This window comes from Marinimicrobium agarilyticum DSM 16975 (genome assembly GCF_000423345.1).
Taxonomy (GTDB): Bacteria; Pseudomonadota; Gammaproteobacteria; order Pseudomonadales; family Cellvibrionaceae; genus Marinimicrobium; species Marinimicrobium agarilyticum.
In genome coordinates, this window is sequence record NZ_KE384008.1 from 472,486 (window position 1) to 488,328 (window position 15,843).

10 protein-coding genes and 1 tRNA gene are annotated in these 15,843 nt (G+C 57.6%); 10 read left to right on the forward strand and 1 reads right to left on the reverse strand.

Going from position 1 to position 15,843, the window contains the following annotated elements; translation table 11 throughout:
- Nucleotides 1-41: 41 nt before the first annotated feature.
- The 10 genes from fadB to G547_RS0118065 all read left to right on the forward strand — a co-directional run bounded on the left by fadB (nucleotide 42) and on the right by G547_RS0118065 (nucleotide 13,719).
- The gene (fadB, locus tag G547_RS22185; RefSeq protein ID WP_036189330.1) at nucleotides 42-2,207 is read left to right on the forward strand and encodes a fatty acid oxidation complex subunit alpha FadB; all 2,166 of its coding nucleotides are present in this window, start codon (nucleotides 42-44) and stop codon (nucleotides 2,205-2,207) included.
- Nucleotides 2,204-3,385, forward strand: a complete 1,182-nt coding sequence (fadA, locus tag G547_RS0118025; RefSeq protein ID WP_027331027.1) for an acetyl-CoA C-acyltransferase FadA — start codon at nucleotides 2,204-2,206, stop codon at nucleotides 3,383-3,385. The genes fadB and fadA overlap by 4 nt, the downstream gene beginning before the upstream one ends.
- A gap of 203 nt (nucleotides 3,386-3,588) precedes the next feature.
- Entirely contained in the window at nucleotides 3,589-4,521 is a 933-nt protein-coding gene (locus G547_RS0118030) for a TraB/GumN family protein (RefSeq protein ID WP_169449471.1), read from the forward strand.
- A gap of 156 nt (nucleotides 4,522-4,677) precedes the next feature.
- Nucleotides 4,678-4,762 (forward strand) — tRNA-Leu (locus G547_RS0118035).
- Between the two features lie 71 nt (nucleotides 4,763-4,833).
- Nucleotides 4,834-6,147 (forward strand): trigger factor, encoded by a 1,314-nt coding sequence (gene tig / locus G547_RS0118040; RefSeq protein ID WP_027331029.1) that lies wholly within the window; start codon nucleotides 4,834-4,836, stop codon nucleotides 6,145-6,147.
- A 163-nt stretch (nucleotides 6,148-6,310) separates the two neighbouring features.
- Nucleotides 6,311-6,946, forward strand: coding sequence for an ATP-dependent Clp endopeptidase proteolytic subunit ClpP (gene clpP, locus G547_RS0118045; RefSeq protein ID WP_027331030.1), 636 nt, complete (start codon nucleotides 6,311-6,313; stop codon nucleotides 6,944-6,946).
- Between the two features lie 123 nt (nucleotides 6,947-7,069).
- Nucleotides 7,070-8,359, forward strand: coding sequence for an ATP-dependent Clp protease ATP-binding subunit ClpX (clpX, locus tag G547_RS0118050; protein WP_027331031.1), 1,290 nt, complete (start codon nucleotides 7,070-7,072; stop codon nucleotides 8,357-8,359).
- A gap of 157 nt (nucleotides 8,360-8,516) precedes the next feature.
- Complete coding sequence (gene lon, locus G547_RS0118055; protein WP_051235704.1) at nucleotides 8,517-10,937, forward strand: endopeptidase La; 2,421 nt, start codon at nucleotides 8,517-8,519, stop codon at nucleotides 10,935-10,937.
- Between the two features lie 362 nt (nucleotides 10,938-11,299).
- Nucleotides 11,300-11,605 carry an HU family DNA-binding protein gene (locus tag G547_RS0118060; protein WP_281167799.1) on the forward strand — a complete coding sequence of 102 codons (306 nt, stop codon included), beginning with the start codon at nucleotides 11,300-11,302 and terminating at the stop codon, nucleotides 11,603-11,605.
- Nucleotides 11,606-11,853: 248 nt separating this feature from the next.
- Nucleotides 11,854-13,719, forward strand: a complete 1,866-nt coding sequence (locus G547_RS0118065; protein WP_027331034.1) for a SurA N-terminal domain-containing protein — start codon at nucleotides 11,854-11,856, stop codon at nucleotides 13,717-13,719.
- A 456-nt stretch (nucleotides 13,720-14,175) separates the two neighbouring features.
- On the opposite strand, the gene G547_RS0118070 is transcribed toward G547_RS0118065, so the two are convergent.
- Nucleotides 14,176-15,780 (reverse strand): lytic transglycosylase, encoded by a 1,605-nt coding sequence (locus tag G547_RS0118070; protein WP_027331035.1) that lies wholly within the window; start codon nucleotides 15,778-15,780, stop codon nucleotides 14,176-14,178.
- Nucleotides 15,781-15,843 lie beyond the last annotated feature (63 nt).

A 15,843-nucleotide genomic window follows, 5' to 3' on the forward strand; every position in this document is an offset into this window, starting at 1 on the left:
CGGGGTTGGATCAACGCTTCGATTCCAACAAGAGATCGTCTATGTATCAGGGAAAAACATTGAAGCTGACCGGACTCGATGACGGAGTGGTCGAACTGACGTTTGATCTCGAAGGCGAGTCGGTCAACAAGTTCAGTCGTCAAACGGTGATTGAGCTCGAGCAGGCGCTCGATGCGCTTGCCAGCGACAAGTCGGTGACGGGGCTTATCGTCACCAGTGCCAAACCGGCGCTGATGGTCGGTGCGGACATCACCGAATTCCAGAGTTTTTTCGCCGCCGGGGAGCAGGCGGTGAGGGACTACCTCGCCCAGAATAACCGCAACTTCTGTCGTCTGGAGGATCTGCCATTCCCGGTGGTGATTGCCATCTCGGGCTACGCGCTCGGAGGTGGCATGGAGCTGTGTCTGGCCTGTGATTACCGGATTGCCACCGAAGACACCCGCATCGGGCTACCCGAAACCACGCTCGGGATCATTCCCGGCTGGGGCGGCACCGTGCGCTTGCCTCGCCTGGTGGGCGTGGATACGGCGGCGGAATGGATTGCCAGCGGCCGTCAGTGGGACGCTAAAGCGGCCCTGAAAGCCGGAGTGGTTGATGCGCTCGTGGAGGTTGACCAGCTTCGTGCCGCGGCCCTTCACACCCTGGCCGAATGTCGCGCCGGGCGCTTCGACTATCGGGCGCGCCGTCAGCAGAAAACCAGCCCGCTAAAGCACAACCGCATTGAGGCGGCCATGGCATTCGAGACGGCCAAAAGTGTGGTGGCCGCTCAGGCCGGTCGACACTATCCGGCGCCCGTCGCCGCGATTGAGGTGATGCGAGAGGCTGCGGGAGAGTCTCGGGATGCCGCCCTTGAAATCGAGGCAAAAACCTTTGCCCGCTTGGCCACCACACCCGTGGCCCAAGCACTGGTGGGCATCTTCATCAGTGATCAGTTGCTCGGCAAGAAAGCCAAGCGCTGGCAGAAGCGGGACGAGCAGAGTGTCAATCGCGCCGCCGTATTGGGCGCGGGCATCATGGGCGGCGGAATCGCCTACCAGTCTGCCTACAAGGGCGTGCCGATCAAGATGAAGGACATTGCCCAGAAAGGCCTCGAACAGGGCCTCGATGAAGCCAACCGGTTGCTGTGCAAACGGGTGGAGAAGGGCAAAATGACCCCCAAGGCGATGGGCGAAGCGCTTAATCGAATTGAACCGACCCTTGCCTACGACGGCTTTGACCAGGTCGACATGGTGGTGGAAGCCGTGGTGGAAAACGCCAAGGTCAAGCGCTCGGTGTTGGCGGAAACCGAAGGTAAGGTGAGCGAACGCACGGTATTGGCTTCCAACACGTCCACAATCTCCATTACCGCTTTGGCCGAGGCGCTCAAGCGTCCGGAGAATTTCTGCGGCATGCATTTTTTCAATCCGGTGCATGCTATGCCGTTGGTAGAAGTCATTCGCGGTGAAAAAACCTCGGATCAGGCCATTGCGCGCACCGTGGCCTATGCCACCCAACTGGGCAAGAAGCCGGTGGTGGTCAACGACTGCCCGGGCTTTCTGGTGAATCGGGTGCTGTTTCCCTATTTTGCCGGCTTCGCCATGCTGGTTCGCGATGGGGTCGACTATGAACACATTGATCGGGTGATGGAGCGCTGGGGTTGGCCCATGGGGCCGGCGTACCTGTTGGATGTGGTCGGGCTCGATACGGCCGTGCATGCCGAGCAGGTCATGGCGGACGCCTACCCGGACCGCCTTAAGCGCGATTATACCTCCTGTACGGAAGTGTTGTTCGATGCCGGACGCCTGGGGCAAAAAAGTGGCGGCGGCTTCTACGACTATGAAGACGACAAAAAGGGACGTCCCCAAAAACAGCGCAGCGAACAGGCACGGGAAAGCCTGGGCCCGCTGTCCAACGAGTCCCTGAGTGATGAGGAAATCGTGGCACGAATGATGATTCCCATGGTCACGGAGCTCGTGCGCTGCCTGGATGAAGCCGTGGTGGAAACCGCGGCGGAAGCGGACATGGCCATGGTGTACGGCACCGGCTTTCCGCCATTTCGGGGCGGCCCCCTGCGTTGGGTGGACAGCCTTGGCCCCGCCACACTGAAAGCCATGGCGCAGCCCTGGGAATCGCTCAGCCCCCTCTATCAATTGCCATCGAGCCTGGATGAGCGTGCTCGGACCGAGACGCTGTTTTACCCCGCTCCCCAGCAAGGAGGTGAGAAATGACGCTGCATCACAGAGACGCGGTCATCGTGGATTACGCCCGAAGCGCCATGGGGCGATCCAAGAACGGTTGTTTTCGCCACAGTCGTGCCGATGACATTTCCGCAACGGTTATTCAGGGGCTGCTCGCCCGCCATCCCTCGCTGGACCCGGCCGAGGTCGACGATTTCATTTGGGGTTGCGTGCTTCAGCGCGAAGAGCAGGCGTTCAATATTGCCCGAAACATCTGGCTGCGGGCCGGGCTGCCCCACACCGTGCCGGCCCAGACGGTCAACCGCCTCTGTGGCTCCTCCATGGCGGCACTGCACACGGCCACCGCCAACATTCGCGCCGGCCTGGGCGATGTATACCTGATTGGCGGGGTGGAGCACCTGGGGCATTTGCCCATGTACGAAGCCATCGACCCCAACCCCATGCTGGGGCTCTCCGTCGCCAAGGCCGCCGGCAACATGGGCGTCACCGCGGAATATTTGGCTCGGCTGCACGATATTACCCGGCAACAGATGGACGAGTTTGGCGCCCGCTCTCACCAGCGTGCGGCCGCGGCCCGGGAGCGGGGCAGTTTTGGCCGGGAGATTATTCCGGTCGCCGGCCACAACGACAAGGGCTTTCCGCTGATGGTGGCCGATGATGAAACCATCCGGGCCGATACCACCGTGGAAGGGCTGGCCCAACTGCGCCCGGTTTTCGACCCCAAAAATGGCCAGGTGACCGCAGGCACGTCTTCCCAGCTCTCCGATGGTGCCTCGTCGATGTTGGTCATGTCCGCGGAGCGGGCCCAGGCTCTGGGCTTGACACCCATCGCGCGGGTTGTGTCGCTGGGCCTGGCGGGGGTGGATCCCTCGATCATGGGCTACGGGCCGGTGCCGGCGACCCAAAAAGCGCTGGATGGGGCCAACCTGACCATGGAAGACATCGAGTGTGTGGAGCTCAACGAAGCCTTTGCCGCCCAATCTTTGCCGGTGCTGAAGGACCTGGGGCTCCTGGAAGATATGGATGACCGGGTCAATCTCAACGGCGGCGCCATTGCGCTGGGCCATCCCTTCGGCTGTTCCGGCACCCGAATCACCGGCTCTCTGCTGACCGTCATGGCGGAGAAAGACATGACCCTGGGAGTCGCGACCATGTGTATCGGGTTGGGGCAGGGCATCAGCACCGTGATTGAGCGTTTGAACGGATAAGTGGTCCCTATGGCCGGTTCTGCAACGCCCAGCCACTTGGACCACTAGGGGGTCGATTTTCGCGCAGGTTCTGCTAGACTCCTTCGCCATCACTACCACGTCATGAAACAGGTGGTCCAACGATGGCGACCGGGCATGCAGTTACATACGATACAAGAGACGGGACGCACTCCTCTCGATGCCTTCGGGCACCGGTGAGCGCCTTGTCGCCCGCTGTCTTGGTCGCTCCCGCCAGAGTGGTTGCGCTACTGTTCGTGCTAGTGGCGTCATTGGCGTTACTTTCCCCGTCGCCGGTCTTTGCGGAAACTCCAGAGCGGGCCCAACCACTGTTGTGGCGGGTGCAGCACCCGGACCATACGGTACCAGTCTACCTGTTTGGCTCTCTTCATTTTGGAGACGACAGTTTTTACCCCTTGCCCGAGAGCGTGCTTCAGGCCTACAAGTCCTCTGAGCTGCTGGCGGTGGAGCTGGATGTCTCCGAGGTGGGCCCCCAGCGCATGCGGGCGACGCTCGACCGGCTGGGTCGATACCCCTCGGGTATCCAGTTGTCCGAACGCATCGGCCCAGCGCTCTGGTCGCAACTGACCGAGGCGAGTCAGCGCCTGGGCGTGGAAACCGAATCCATCGTCCACCTGCGTCCCTGGTTGGCGGCGCTGCAACTGGTGAACCTTCAGGTCGCACACAGCGACTATCAAGCCGGACAAGGTATTGATCGCTACTTCATGGACATGGCCGCCGGCGACAAGCCGGTGAAACCTCTGGAAACCCTGGAGCAACAGCTGGCGCTGTTCGCCGGCATGACCGAAGGGGAGCAGAGCGCTTTCCTGGAACACACCCTGGCGGACCTGGAAAAAACCGGGCCCCAGTTGGACCGTATGGCCCGAGCCTGGCGAGAGGGGAACCGAAACGATCTGGAAGCGGTCATTCTGGGCGCCTTTGATCGACAGGATCCTTTCAGCCAAACCCTGTATGAGCGCGTCTTCAAGACCCGCAATGACGCCATGGCGGACGCCGTGAAGTCCTATCTCAGCACCCGTCAACGCGTGTTTCTGGTGGTCGGCATTGGTCACCTGATCGGGGAGGATGGTCTGGTCGAAGGGCTCCGCCGCGCCGGCTATTCCGTGGAACGTCTCTAGCCCGCTTATTGAACCCTCCCGGACCTTGTGGCACAATCTCCTGCCTTCGCACGGGTGCGACGTTCGATTTTTCAAAAAAATTATTGGAAATCAAACACTTGTCGCATCATGTGACGGGCGTTACGCTTTTGATGCAGCGCAAACGCCCCGGAATTTGCGGTCGTGGTGGAATTGGTAGACACGCCAGATTTAGGTTCTGGTGCCGCAAGGTGTGAGAGTTCGAGTCTCTCCGACCGCACCACTTTACGATAACTCACTTGTCACCCTTAACGGCATTGGCCCCCCGATGCGAATAGCGTATAGAGGAAGAGAATGCAGGTTTCTATAGAGACAACATCCGGTCTGGAGCGTCGCCTGACGGTGGGAGTGCCCGCCGCCGAAGTGGACAGCGAAGTGCAGAAGCGCTTGCAGCAGGCCGCCAAGAACATTCGTATCAACGGCTTTCGCAAGGGCAAGGTCCCGATGAAAGTGGTGAAGCAGCGTTACGGCGCCGGTGTTCGTCAAGAGGTGCTGGGTGAGCTGATCAACCGCAGTTTCTACGACGCGGTTCGCAAAGAAGACGTCAAGCCCGCCGGCCAGCCTTCGATCGAGCCCAAACAGTTCGAAGAAGGCAAAGACCTGGAATACATCGCGACGTTTGAGGTTTACCCGTCTGTAGACCTGGGGGACTTCTCCACGTTCGAGATTACCCGTTACAAGGCCGACGTCACCGCCGAGGACGTCGACAAGATGATCGATGTTCTACGCGAACACCAAGCCACCTGGAAAGAAGTGGATCGGGCAGCGGCCGAGGGTGACCAGGTCAACATCGACTTCGTGGGTACCCGCGATGGCGAGGAGTTCGAAGGGGGCAAGGCCGAAGGTCAGAACCTTGTGCTGGGCTCCGGTTCCATGATTCCCGGTTTTGAAGACGGGCTGGTTGGCCTGAAGGCCGGCGACGAGAAGACCCTGAAGCTGACCTTCCCGGAGGATTACCAGGCTGAAGAGTTGCGCGGCGCGGACGTTGAATTCAAGGTGACGGTCAAAAGCGTCTCCGAAAAAGAGCTGCCGGAGCTTGATAAGGACTTTTACGCCAAATTCGGTGTGGAGAAGGGCGGTAAGCCCCAGTTCCGCAAGGAAGTCAAAGCCAACATGGTGCGTGAGCTGAAAAACGCCATCAAAACCAAGACCAAGACTCAGGTCATGGACGCGCTGCTCGAAAACCACAAGCCGGACCTGCCCAAGGCTCTGGTTGACAGCGAAATCGAGACCCTGCGCCAGCAGATGTTGCAGCGTTTCGGTGGCCAGGCGCAGGACTTTGATGCCAAATCTCTGCTCCCGGACACCATGTTCCAGGAAGAGGCACAGCGCCGCGTGGCTCTGGGGTTGATTGTCGGTGAAATCGTCAAGGCAAACGAGATCAAAGTCAACGCCGAGCGCGTCCGTGAGATGGTGGAAGATCTGGCTTCGACCTACGAAGAGCCAGATGCGGTCGTCGATTACTACTACCAGAATCGCGAGCTGCTCTCCGGTGTGGAGTCCGCCGCCCTGGAAGACCAGGTCGTCGACCACATTCTGGATCAGGCGAAGGTGACTGAAGAAAACAGCAGTTACGACGACATCGTCGCCAGCCAGAAACAGCAGTAAATTGTTTAAAAAGGCCACAAACTGCTTGTTTTGTGGCCAATCTTCCCGCCAAGTTCGCCTGATGCTGGCATATCAGCGATTCTCAGGTTAAGCTTTCCCTACATTCTCCAGCGGCCCGGCCACCGGCCGGGCCGCCGCAGTTAACAAGGGACATAAAGAACCTATGTCGAACGAATTCTCCAAACAGGTACCTGACGTTATGGCATCCGGCTTGATCCCCATGGTGGTGGAGCAGACCGCTCGCGGCGAGCGCTCCTATGACATCTATTCCCGCCTGCTCAAAGAGCGGGTTATCTTTCTGGTGGGGCAGGTCGAAGACCATATGGCCAATCTGGTGGTCGCCCAGTTGCTGTTTCTGGAAGCGGAAAACCCGGACAAGGACATCCATCTGTACATCAACTCGCCGGGCGGCTCGGTGACGGCGGGTATGGCGATCTACGATACCATGCAGTTCATCAAGCCCGATATCAGCACCATGTGTGTGGGTCAGGCCTGTAGTATGGGGGCATTTCTGCTGACAGCCGGGGCCAAGGGCAAGCGTTACTGCCTGCCCAATTCGCGGGTCATGATTCACCAGCCCAGCGGTGGCGCTCAGGGCCAGGCTTCGGACATCCATATCCAGGCACGGGAAATCCTGAACATTCGGGAGCGCCTGAACGAGCTGATGGCGCACCATACCGGCCAATCCGTGGAGCAGATCGCGCTCGATACCGAGCGGGACAATTTCATGAGTGCCCAGCGGTCCGTGGAGTACGGGTTGGTGGACAAGGTGGTCAGCCACCGTGGCGCGACCGAATAAGGTCATCCAAACGGCGTACTGAGCGTATAATCCATTAGCGGGTGGCGGTTGTGACCGCCCCGGCTTGAAATTCCGGGGAAAAGGTTGCATCTTTACCCTAAAGCGTTTTGACGGAGTGGTTTAATGACCGATCACACCAACGACAGTGGCGACAAGAACGGCAAACTGCTGTATTGCTCGTTTTGTGGTAAGAGCCAGCACGAAGTTCGCAAACTGATCGCCGGACCCTCGGTGTTCATCTGCGATGAGTGTGTCGACCTGTGTAATGACATCATCCGGGAGGAAATCCAGGAGGCGGCGGCTGAGGGGCCCTCTGAGCACCTGCCCAAGCCGAGCGAGATTTCCGGGATTCTGGATGAATACGTCATCGGCCAGCAGCGTGCCAAGAAGGTGCTGGCAGTGGCGGTGTACAACCACTACAAGCGACTGCGGGTCGGCGACAAGGGTAAAGACCCGATTGAACTCGGCAAGAGCAATATTTTGCTGGTGGGTCCCACAGGTAGCGGTAAAACCCTGTTGGCGGAAACCCTGGCGCGGTTGCTTGACGTGCCGTTCACCATCGCCGATGCCACCACACTCACCGAGGCCGGTTACGTCGGTGAGGACGTGGAAAATATTATCCAGAAGTTGCTGCAGAAATGTGACTACGATGTCGACAAGGCGCAGCAGGGTATTGTCTATATCGACGAAATCGACAAGATTTCCCGAAAGTCAGACAACCCGTCCATCACCCGCGATGTGTCGGGCGAGGGCGTGCAGCAGGCGCTGCTCAAACTGATTGAGGGGACGGTGGCATCTGTTCCCCCTCAGGGTGGACGGAAACACCCGCAGCAGGAATTCCTGCAGGTGGACACCGGCAATATTCTGTTCATCTGCGGTGGTGCTTTTGCCGGTCTGGACAAGGTCATTCGCGAGCGCTCTGAGAAGGGGGGTATCGGGTTTGGCGCGGAAGTCAAAAGCAAAGACGACAAGCGCAAGTTTGGCGAAATCCTGCATCAACTGGAACCCGAAGACCTGGTGCAGTACGGTCTGATTCCCGAGTTCGTTGGTCGCCTACCAGTGATCGCGACGCTCGATGAGCTGGATAATGCCGCTCTGATTCAGATCCTGACTGAACCGAAGAACTCCCTGACCAAGCAGTATCAGCGGCTGTTCGAAATGGAAGGCGTTGATATCGACTTTCGTCGGGATGCCCTGGAGGCGGTCGCGCAGAAAGCCATGGATCGCAAAACCGGCGCTCGGGGTCTACGCTCTATCATGGAAGCGGTACTTTTGGACACCATGTACCGGATTCCATCGGAGGAAGGGGTCGTGAAAGTCATTGTCGATGGCTCAGTGATCAAAGGCGAGTCCGAACCCCTGCTGGTGTATGAGCAAAGTGAGGCGCCGGCCAAAGTGGCCAAGGGCGACTGACAGCTGTTTTTTCAGTCGTAGGATTGACCGCAAAGAGCGCCTTCTTTTAGCGTTCTTTGCGGTTTTTTACTTTCAGAAACTTGTAATCCAGTGTCCACACCCCAACCCTTAGGGGTAAGAGTCAGCCATTAGGCCTTCCAATATGAGGACCGAACCGATGGATAAGCAAGAAACACCCATCCCCACACAAGTCAGTGATATCCCATTGTTGCCGCTGCGCGACGTGGTGGTTTACCCCCACATGGTGATTCCGCTTTTCGTGGGCCGCGAAAAATCCATCGAGGCCCTGGAAAGCGCCATGTCCAGCGACAAGCAGGTACTGCTTGTCGCGCAGAAGAATCCCGGCGATGACGACCCCGTCGCCGAGGACCTGTACACCGTGGGCACCGTCGCCACCATTCTCCAGCTTTTAAAGCTGCCCGACGGCACCGTGAAGGTGTTAGTCGAAGGCGGTGAGCGGGCGCAAATCGAAAACGTGGAAATCATCGAGAAGCATTTCCGCGCGCGAGTGAGCCTACTTGAAGAAGAAAGCCTTAGTGGACACCAGGCGGATGCACTCATTAACTCGACCGTCAATCAGTTCGAGCAGTACGTTAACCTGAGTAAAAAAGTCCCCTCGGAAGTCATGACGTCTCTGAGTGGCATTGATGATCCGGGCCGTCTGGCAGATACCGTCGCGGCTCATATGACACTTGAGCTCGGCCAAAAGCAGGCCATTCTCGAAATGGTCGCGGTGCGAGAACGCATCGAACATTTGTTGGGCCTGATGGAAGCGGAAATCGACCTGTTTCAGGTCGAGAAAAAAATTCGCGGTCGCGTCAAACAGCAAATGGAAAAAAGTCAGCGTGAGTACTATCTGAATGAGCAGATGAAAGCCATTCAGAAAGAACTCGGTGACATGGGCGATGAGGGCAACGAAGCCGATGAGCTCGAACAGAAAATCGAGCAGGCCGGAATGCCCAAAGAAGCCGAAGAAAAAACGCGGGCCGAACTGAACAAGCTGAAAATGATGTCTCCCATGTCGGCGGAGGCGTCGGTTGTGCGTGCCTATATTGACTGGATGGTGAAGGTGCCCTGGAAAAAGCGCAGCAAGGTTCGTCACGACCTGGAGCGCGCTGAAGAGGTTTTGGAAAAAGACCACTTCGGCCTTGAAGAAGTCAAAGAGCGTATCCTTGAGTACCTTGCGGTGCAGCAGCGCGTGAAGAAAATCAAAGGGCCCATCCTTTGTCTTGTTGGTCCTCCCGGGGTCGGTAAAACGTCCTTGGGCGAATCCATTGCCCGGGCAACCAACCGGAAGTTTATTCGTATGGCGCTCGGTGGCGTTCGGGATGAAGCGGAAATTCGAGGCCACCGTCGTACCTATATTGGTTCTCTGCCGGGCAAGCTTGTCCAGAAGATGGCCAAGGTGGGTGTAAAAAACCCACTGTTCCTGCTCGATGAAGTAGACAAAATGGGCATGGATAACCGCGGAGACCCGGCGTCCGCTCTGTTGGAAGTGCTCGATCCCGAACAGAACAATCACTTCAATGACCACTATCTGGAAGTGGATTACGACCTGTCCGATGTGATGTTTGTGTGCACGTCAAACTCCATGAATATCCCTGGACCGTTGCTTGATCGAATGGAAGTGATCCGGATTCCCGGCTACACCGAAGACGAAAAGCTCAACATTGCGCTGCGCTATTTGCTACCAAAGCAGATGAAGGCCAATGGCCTGAAAAAGGACGAACTTAAGCTTGAGGATGAAGCCATCAAGGATATCGTGCGGTACTACACCCGTGAAGCGGGCGTGCGCAGCCTGGAACGGGAAATCGCCAAGATTTGCCGCAAGGTGGTGACCCGCCATGTGAAAGACAAGAGACTGCGCGAGGATATCGTCGACTCATCCGTGATTGAGGATTATCTGGGCGTTCGCAAGTTCGACTTCGGGCGAGCGGAAGAGACCAATCAAGTGGGGCAGGTTACCGGCTTGGCCTGGACTCAGGTTGGCGGTGAATTGTTGACCATTGAGTCTTCAGCGGTGAAAGGCAAGGGTCGGGTTATTAAGACCGGTTCCTTGGGCGATGTGATGCAGGAATCGATTCAGGCGGCGTTGACCGTGGTTCGCTCTCGTGCGCAAGTGTTGGGCATCGCCCCGGACTACCACGAGAAAATGGATGTGCACATTCATGTTCCCGAAGGTGCCACACCCAAAGACGGGCCGAGCGCGGGTATCGCGATGTGCACTGCTTTGGTGTCCGTGCTTACCGGTATACCGGTTCGCTCTGAAGTGGCCATGACCGGTGAGATTACCCTTCGTGGGGAAGTCCTGCGAATCGGTGGCCTGAAGGAAAAACTGTTGGCCGCACACCGCGGTGGGGTCAAAACGGTGATCATTCCGGCGGAAAACGAGCGGGATCTCAAAGAGATTCCCGATAATATCAAGGAAGACCTGGAGATCAAGCCGGTTCAATGGATTGATGATGTGCTGCAGATCGCATTGCAGAGCCTGCCCAAGCCGCTTTCGGATGAAGAGTACAAGGCGCTCGAAAAGAAAGCGGAGCAGGACGATTCGGCGAGGCGAATCAGTACACATTGATGGAACTCATCGCCAATTCGAGTTTCCAAAGGTAACAATGTGACCACTCTCACGAGTGGTCACTTGGTAACAAAGGGCCTTGACAAGCGGGTTTTTCCGGGCGGAATGGTTAAATAACGTTCAACTCAGGAAGTAATCGCACAAAGCACGCATCGTCTTCTTGACCCGCTTCATCTGCCTTGGTATAAATCGCAGTTCATTCGCCAAGCAGGCGGCACGGGGGGCGAATCGCTGTCCAAGCCCAGCTACTGTTCAGGCCAGTGGTATTTTTGCCTGAATCCAGTGGAAGCGTTCCTGAATAGGGTTTACCAGAGTTTGGGGTTACCTGAAACCAGGTGTTGAACAGTAGACCTGCGCCATCGATTTCTGAAGCAAATAATCAAAAGGGGTTAAGTGTGAACAAATCCGAGCTGATTGAAGCCATTGCCGCATCTGCGGATATTCCAAAAGCTGCTGCCGGCCGTGCGCTCGACGCAATGGTTGACAACGTAACCGGCGCCCTGAAAAAGGGTGACCAGGTTGTGCTGGTCGGTTTTGGTACCTTCGCTGTGAAAGAGCGTGCCGCGCGTACCGGCCGTAACCCACAGACAGGCGCCGAGATTCAAATCGCCGCTGCCAAGGTACCGAGTTTCAAAGCGGGTAAAGCACTGAAAGACGCCGTTAACTAAGCGTTTTTGCGCGCGCACCCTGCGCGCTTCAGTGGTGGCCAGAGACGGATGTCGCAGGCACCGATCAAGTTATTGAATGGTTGCTCTAACCTGACATAGTGGTCCTGGCAGAATGAAGAGGCGCATCTCACAAGGTGCGCCTTTTCTTTATTTAACAAATACTTGCTCCGGTTTCAGCACTGGACAAGATGATAAAAAGCGCCCCTTGGAAATGATCGTCCCAAAGGGTTCACGATTAGGAGCAGACAATGCTGCAGACGATTCGCGATAACTCCAAAGGTGTAATAGCCGGTATTCTGGTCGGCTTCCTGGTCATTATTTTTGCTCTGTCCGGTGCCGAAGCTCTGTTCTCAGGCAGCACCCAATCCAGCGAAGTGGCCACGGTTGGCGGTGAGGCGATCACTGAAACCCAGGTTGCCCGAGAGATTTACCGGCAACGTCAACAGATTCTGAGCCAGTACGGCGATTCGGTGCCCTCGGAGTTTGTCAGTGACGAACGCCTGCGTGAACCCGCCATCAACAACCTGGTGCAGCGTCAGATCCTTATTCAGCACGCCCGCGACCGGGGAATGGCCGTGAGCGAGCAGACACTGGATCAGATGATCCTCACTAACCCCCAGTTTGCTGGAGAAGACGGGAAGTTTGATTCCAACCGCTATCAGCAGGTGCTGCGTTCTTCGGGTTTTACCCCGGCACAGTACAAACAGGTCCTGCGCCAGGAATTGTTGCTGAACCAGATGGCGATGGGTGTGGGCAATAGTGGTTTTGTCACTGCGGATGAATTGGAGCGTTTCGCGGCCTTGAATTACCAGACTCGCGACTTCTCCTACATGACCCTGACACAAGCGCAGGTTGCCGATGAGGTTGAGATCACCGACGCCGACATTCAGGCCTACTACAACGAAAACCAGCAGCAGTTCCGTCAGCCCGAACAGGTGGCTGTGGACTACATCGATTTGAGTGTCGAGGCTCTGATGGATCGCATCGAGATCGATGAGGCGACCCTGCGAGACCAGTTCGAGGAAAATCAGGCCGCCCAGCAGTCCCGCCAGGTTGAAGTCCGAGTGGCGCATATTCTGTTTGAGAAGGGGTCCGAGGAACGGGTGAACGAAGTACAGGAAGCGCTCGCCTCTGGCGAAGACTTCGCCGAACTGGCCAGTGAATACTCTGACGACCTCGGCTCCAAGGGGCAGGGCGGTGAGCTGGGCTTTATCACCGCCGACGGGTTTCCCGAGCCGTTCGTGGCGGCCGCGGAGTCTCTGGAAGAGGGTGAAGTCTCCCAACCGGTTACCACCGACGCGGGGACGCACTTGATCAAGGTTCTCGAGAAGCGTGGCAATGAAGAAGTCACTTTTGAAGATGCCCGCGACCAGATTGCTCGTCAGTTGAAGCGCGTTCAGGCGGAGAACGAGTTCGTGACCCTGATGGAGCGTCTCAGTGAGTTGTCCTATAACGCTGAGAGCCTGGCTCCGGTGGCCGAGGAGCTGGGTCTTGATGTGGAGAATACGGGGTTGTTCGGACGCAGTGGCGGGCCGGGTATCGCTTCCCAGCCGGCGGTCACGGAAGCGGCTTTCTCCGAAGAGGTGTTGGAGCGCGGAAACAGCAGTGATCTGATTGAGTTGGCCTCGGATCGGGTGGTCGTCCTGAAAAAGACTGATCACAAGGAGTCTTTCATCAAGCCGCTGGCGGAAGTGAGCGAGCAGATTGGCAATCAGTTGCGTCAGGAACGCATTCGCAGCTTGTTGGCGGAGCGCGGCGAGGCACTGCGTGAAGCGCTTGAGCAGGGGCAGTCACTGGAGGCGCTGGCGGCAGAGAATGGTCTGGAGGTGAAGACCGTCGAGGATGCTGAGCGCAATGAGGCGGGTATTCCCCGCGCTTTGTCGAGCCATGTGTTTTCTCTGCCGAAGCCTCAGGGCGATGCGGTTGTCAGTGGTGTTTCCACTGGTAATGGTTATGCGCTGGTGAGCCTTACGGATGTGACGCCCGGTTCCTGGTCGGCGTTGAGTGATGATCAGCAGCAGTCGCTGCGCAGTAATCTGGCGCGCATGCAGGGTGAGCAGGAATATGCGGCTTATCGTACTCAGTTGCGAGCCCAGGTGGATGTCGAGCAGTAGCTCGCTCGATATAAGCAAGGCATTAAAAAACCCGCTTTCGAGCGGGTTTTTTTATGGATTAGATTTTACTTTAAGTTCTTGACGGCGCACGCACTGTGTTTTTCGGGCTCCGGCAAGGGAGGGGGTAGGTAGGTCGTGGACCCGCCGTGAACCCATCCATGGGGGCTTCTCATCGGCATCCATGCCTCAGAGAGTCCACGACCTACCTACCCCCACCCTTGCCTCTGTGCCATCGAATACCTTGAGTGGTTCAGGTCGACGTTGGCTTATTTGTGGCACGGAGGCGTTTGGTCGGTATACCGGTTGAAGACTCTCTGAGGCATGGATGCCGATGAGAAGCCTACAGGGATGTATTTACGGCGGGTCTTCAACCGGTATACCGACCAAACGCCGGGCTATAAAACAACCTCTGGCTTCCCACTATAACGCCTATGCACATAATGGAGTGGTAGGCTGCTAGTACCCACCATTCTCCGTCACATCAACAAACAACGTCAGAGATTGCCCGGGGTGGATATAGCTTGAAGGAGACACCTTATTCCAGCGCAGAATATCACTCACCGAAAGGTTGAAACGGTTGGCAATACGGGCAATGGAATCGCCTTTGCGCACCCGGTAGTTTACCTTGCGAACCACCGAGCGATGATCAGACTGAGCCGTTGTCAGATCACCCTCTTCGGTCCAAAGCACCAACGTCTGACCCGGCATTAACGTATCGCCCGGCGCCATACCATTCCAGTTGGTCAGAGCGCCCACCGTCACGCCGTGGCGCTTGGCAATAGTCCAGAAACTGTCGCCGGGGCGCACCTCATAATCGAGCCGGCTGCTGCCCTCGGAGCCCTGGGAATTGTCCTGAATACGCTCCCGCCTCTCACCGGCGCTGAACGTGTAACGATCCGCCGGGTGTTTGGCGGTCGGGATCATGAGCGTCTGACCCACGCGGATAATATTGCTTGAGAGCTCGTTGACCCGCTTGATGTTATCGACGCTGGTGCGGTGGCGGCGGGCGATCGTAATCAGAGAGTCCCCCGAAGCGACCCGATAGCGGCGCCAGCCAATACGCTCCTCGGCGTCAATACTGGCGAGGCGGGTGCGAAACTGCTCTTCCTTCTCGACAGGCACCAACAGCTGATGCGGCCCGTCTGGATCAGTCGCCCAGCGGTTGTAGCCGGCGTTCAGCATGTAGAGTTCATCGAGATTGAGTTGAGCGAGCTCCGCCGCCTGCGCCAGATCGATTTGGGACTCGACGTCCACAATACTGAAATAAGGTTGGTCGGGAATCGGCTTCAGGCTCAGATCAAACCGTTCCGGGTTCTTCACGATCTGGGAAAGTGCCAGCAACTGCGGGACGTAAGCCTGGGTTTCGCGCGGCAGCCGCAGGGACCAGAAGTCAGTGGGTTTTCCCTGTCGCTCATTGGCGCGCATGCGGCGCATGACGTTGCCCTGGCCGGTGTTGTAGGACGCCAGGGCCAGCAGCCAGTCGCCATCAAATAATTCGTTCAGGTACTTCAGGTAACGAATGGCGGCATCGGTTGAAGCCACGATGTCCCGGCGCCCGTCGTACCACCAATTCTGCTTCAGGCCGTACTGGCGGCCCGTGGCGGGTACAAACTGCCATATACCCGAGGCGCGCCCGTGGGAGTAGGCGAACGGATCGAACGCGCTTTCCACAATGGGAAGCAGGGCCAGCTCCGTGGGCATTCCTTCCTCTTCGAGGCGCTCGGTGATGTAATAGAGGTAGCGGTGGCCGCGCTCCATGACCCGCTCCATGTAGTGCGGGTGCCGGGCGTACCACTCCAGATAGGTGCCAACCCGGGGGTGATCCACCTCGGGAAGTCCGTAGCCGTCACGAAGCCGCGGCCACAGGTTGCCCCGGTCCGAGACCGTAAACTGTTGCCGCTGCTCCTTATTCAGAGTGCACAGGGCCTCGTCCACCACCAGTGCGGCGCTCTGCTTTTGGGCCGCCTTTTCGGGTTTGGGCTGAGAGGGCGCCAGCGTTTGGCACCCCCCGAGAGTGATCAGGCCGATAGCCAGTGCGATAGGGCGCTTGAGTCGAGTCATTGATTACCGGTGTACTGGTGTCTAATGATGCCGGACGGGGTTTCGCCAGGCGCGGATTTTGGC

Excerpts from the sequence above, each read along its gene's own strand:
- clpP (WP_027331030.1), top strand. The coding sequence starts at position 6,311 with ATGTCGAACGAATTCTCCAAACAGGTACCTGACGTTATGGCATCCGGC.
- G547_RS0118065 (WP_027331034.1), top strand. The coding sequence starts at position 11,854 with ATGCTGCAGACGATTCGCGATAACTCCAAAGGTGTAATAGCCGGTATT.
- clpX (WP_027331031.1), top strand. The coding sequence starts at position 7,070 with ATGACCGATCACACCAACGACAGTGGCGACAAGAACGGCAAACTGCTG.
- lon (WP_051235704.1), top strand. The coding sequence starts at position 8,517 with ATGGATAAGCAAGAAACACCCATCCCCACACAAGTCAGTGATATCCCA.
- fadA (WP_027331027.1), top strand. The coding sequence starts at position 2,204 with ATGACGCTGCATCACAGAGACGCGGTCATCGTGGATTACGCCCGAAGC.
- fadB (WP_036189330.1), top strand. The coding sequence starts at position 42 with ATGTATCAGGGAAAAACATTGAAGCTGACCGGACTCGATGACGGAGTG.
- G547_RS0118070 (WP_027331035.1), bottom strand. The coding sequence starts at position 15,780 with ATGACTCGACTCAAGCGCCCTATCGCACTGGCTATCGGCCTGATCACT.
- tig (WP_027331029.1), top strand. The coding sequence starts at position 4,834 with ATGCAGGTTTCTATAGAGACAACATCCGGTCTGGAGCGTCGCCTGACG.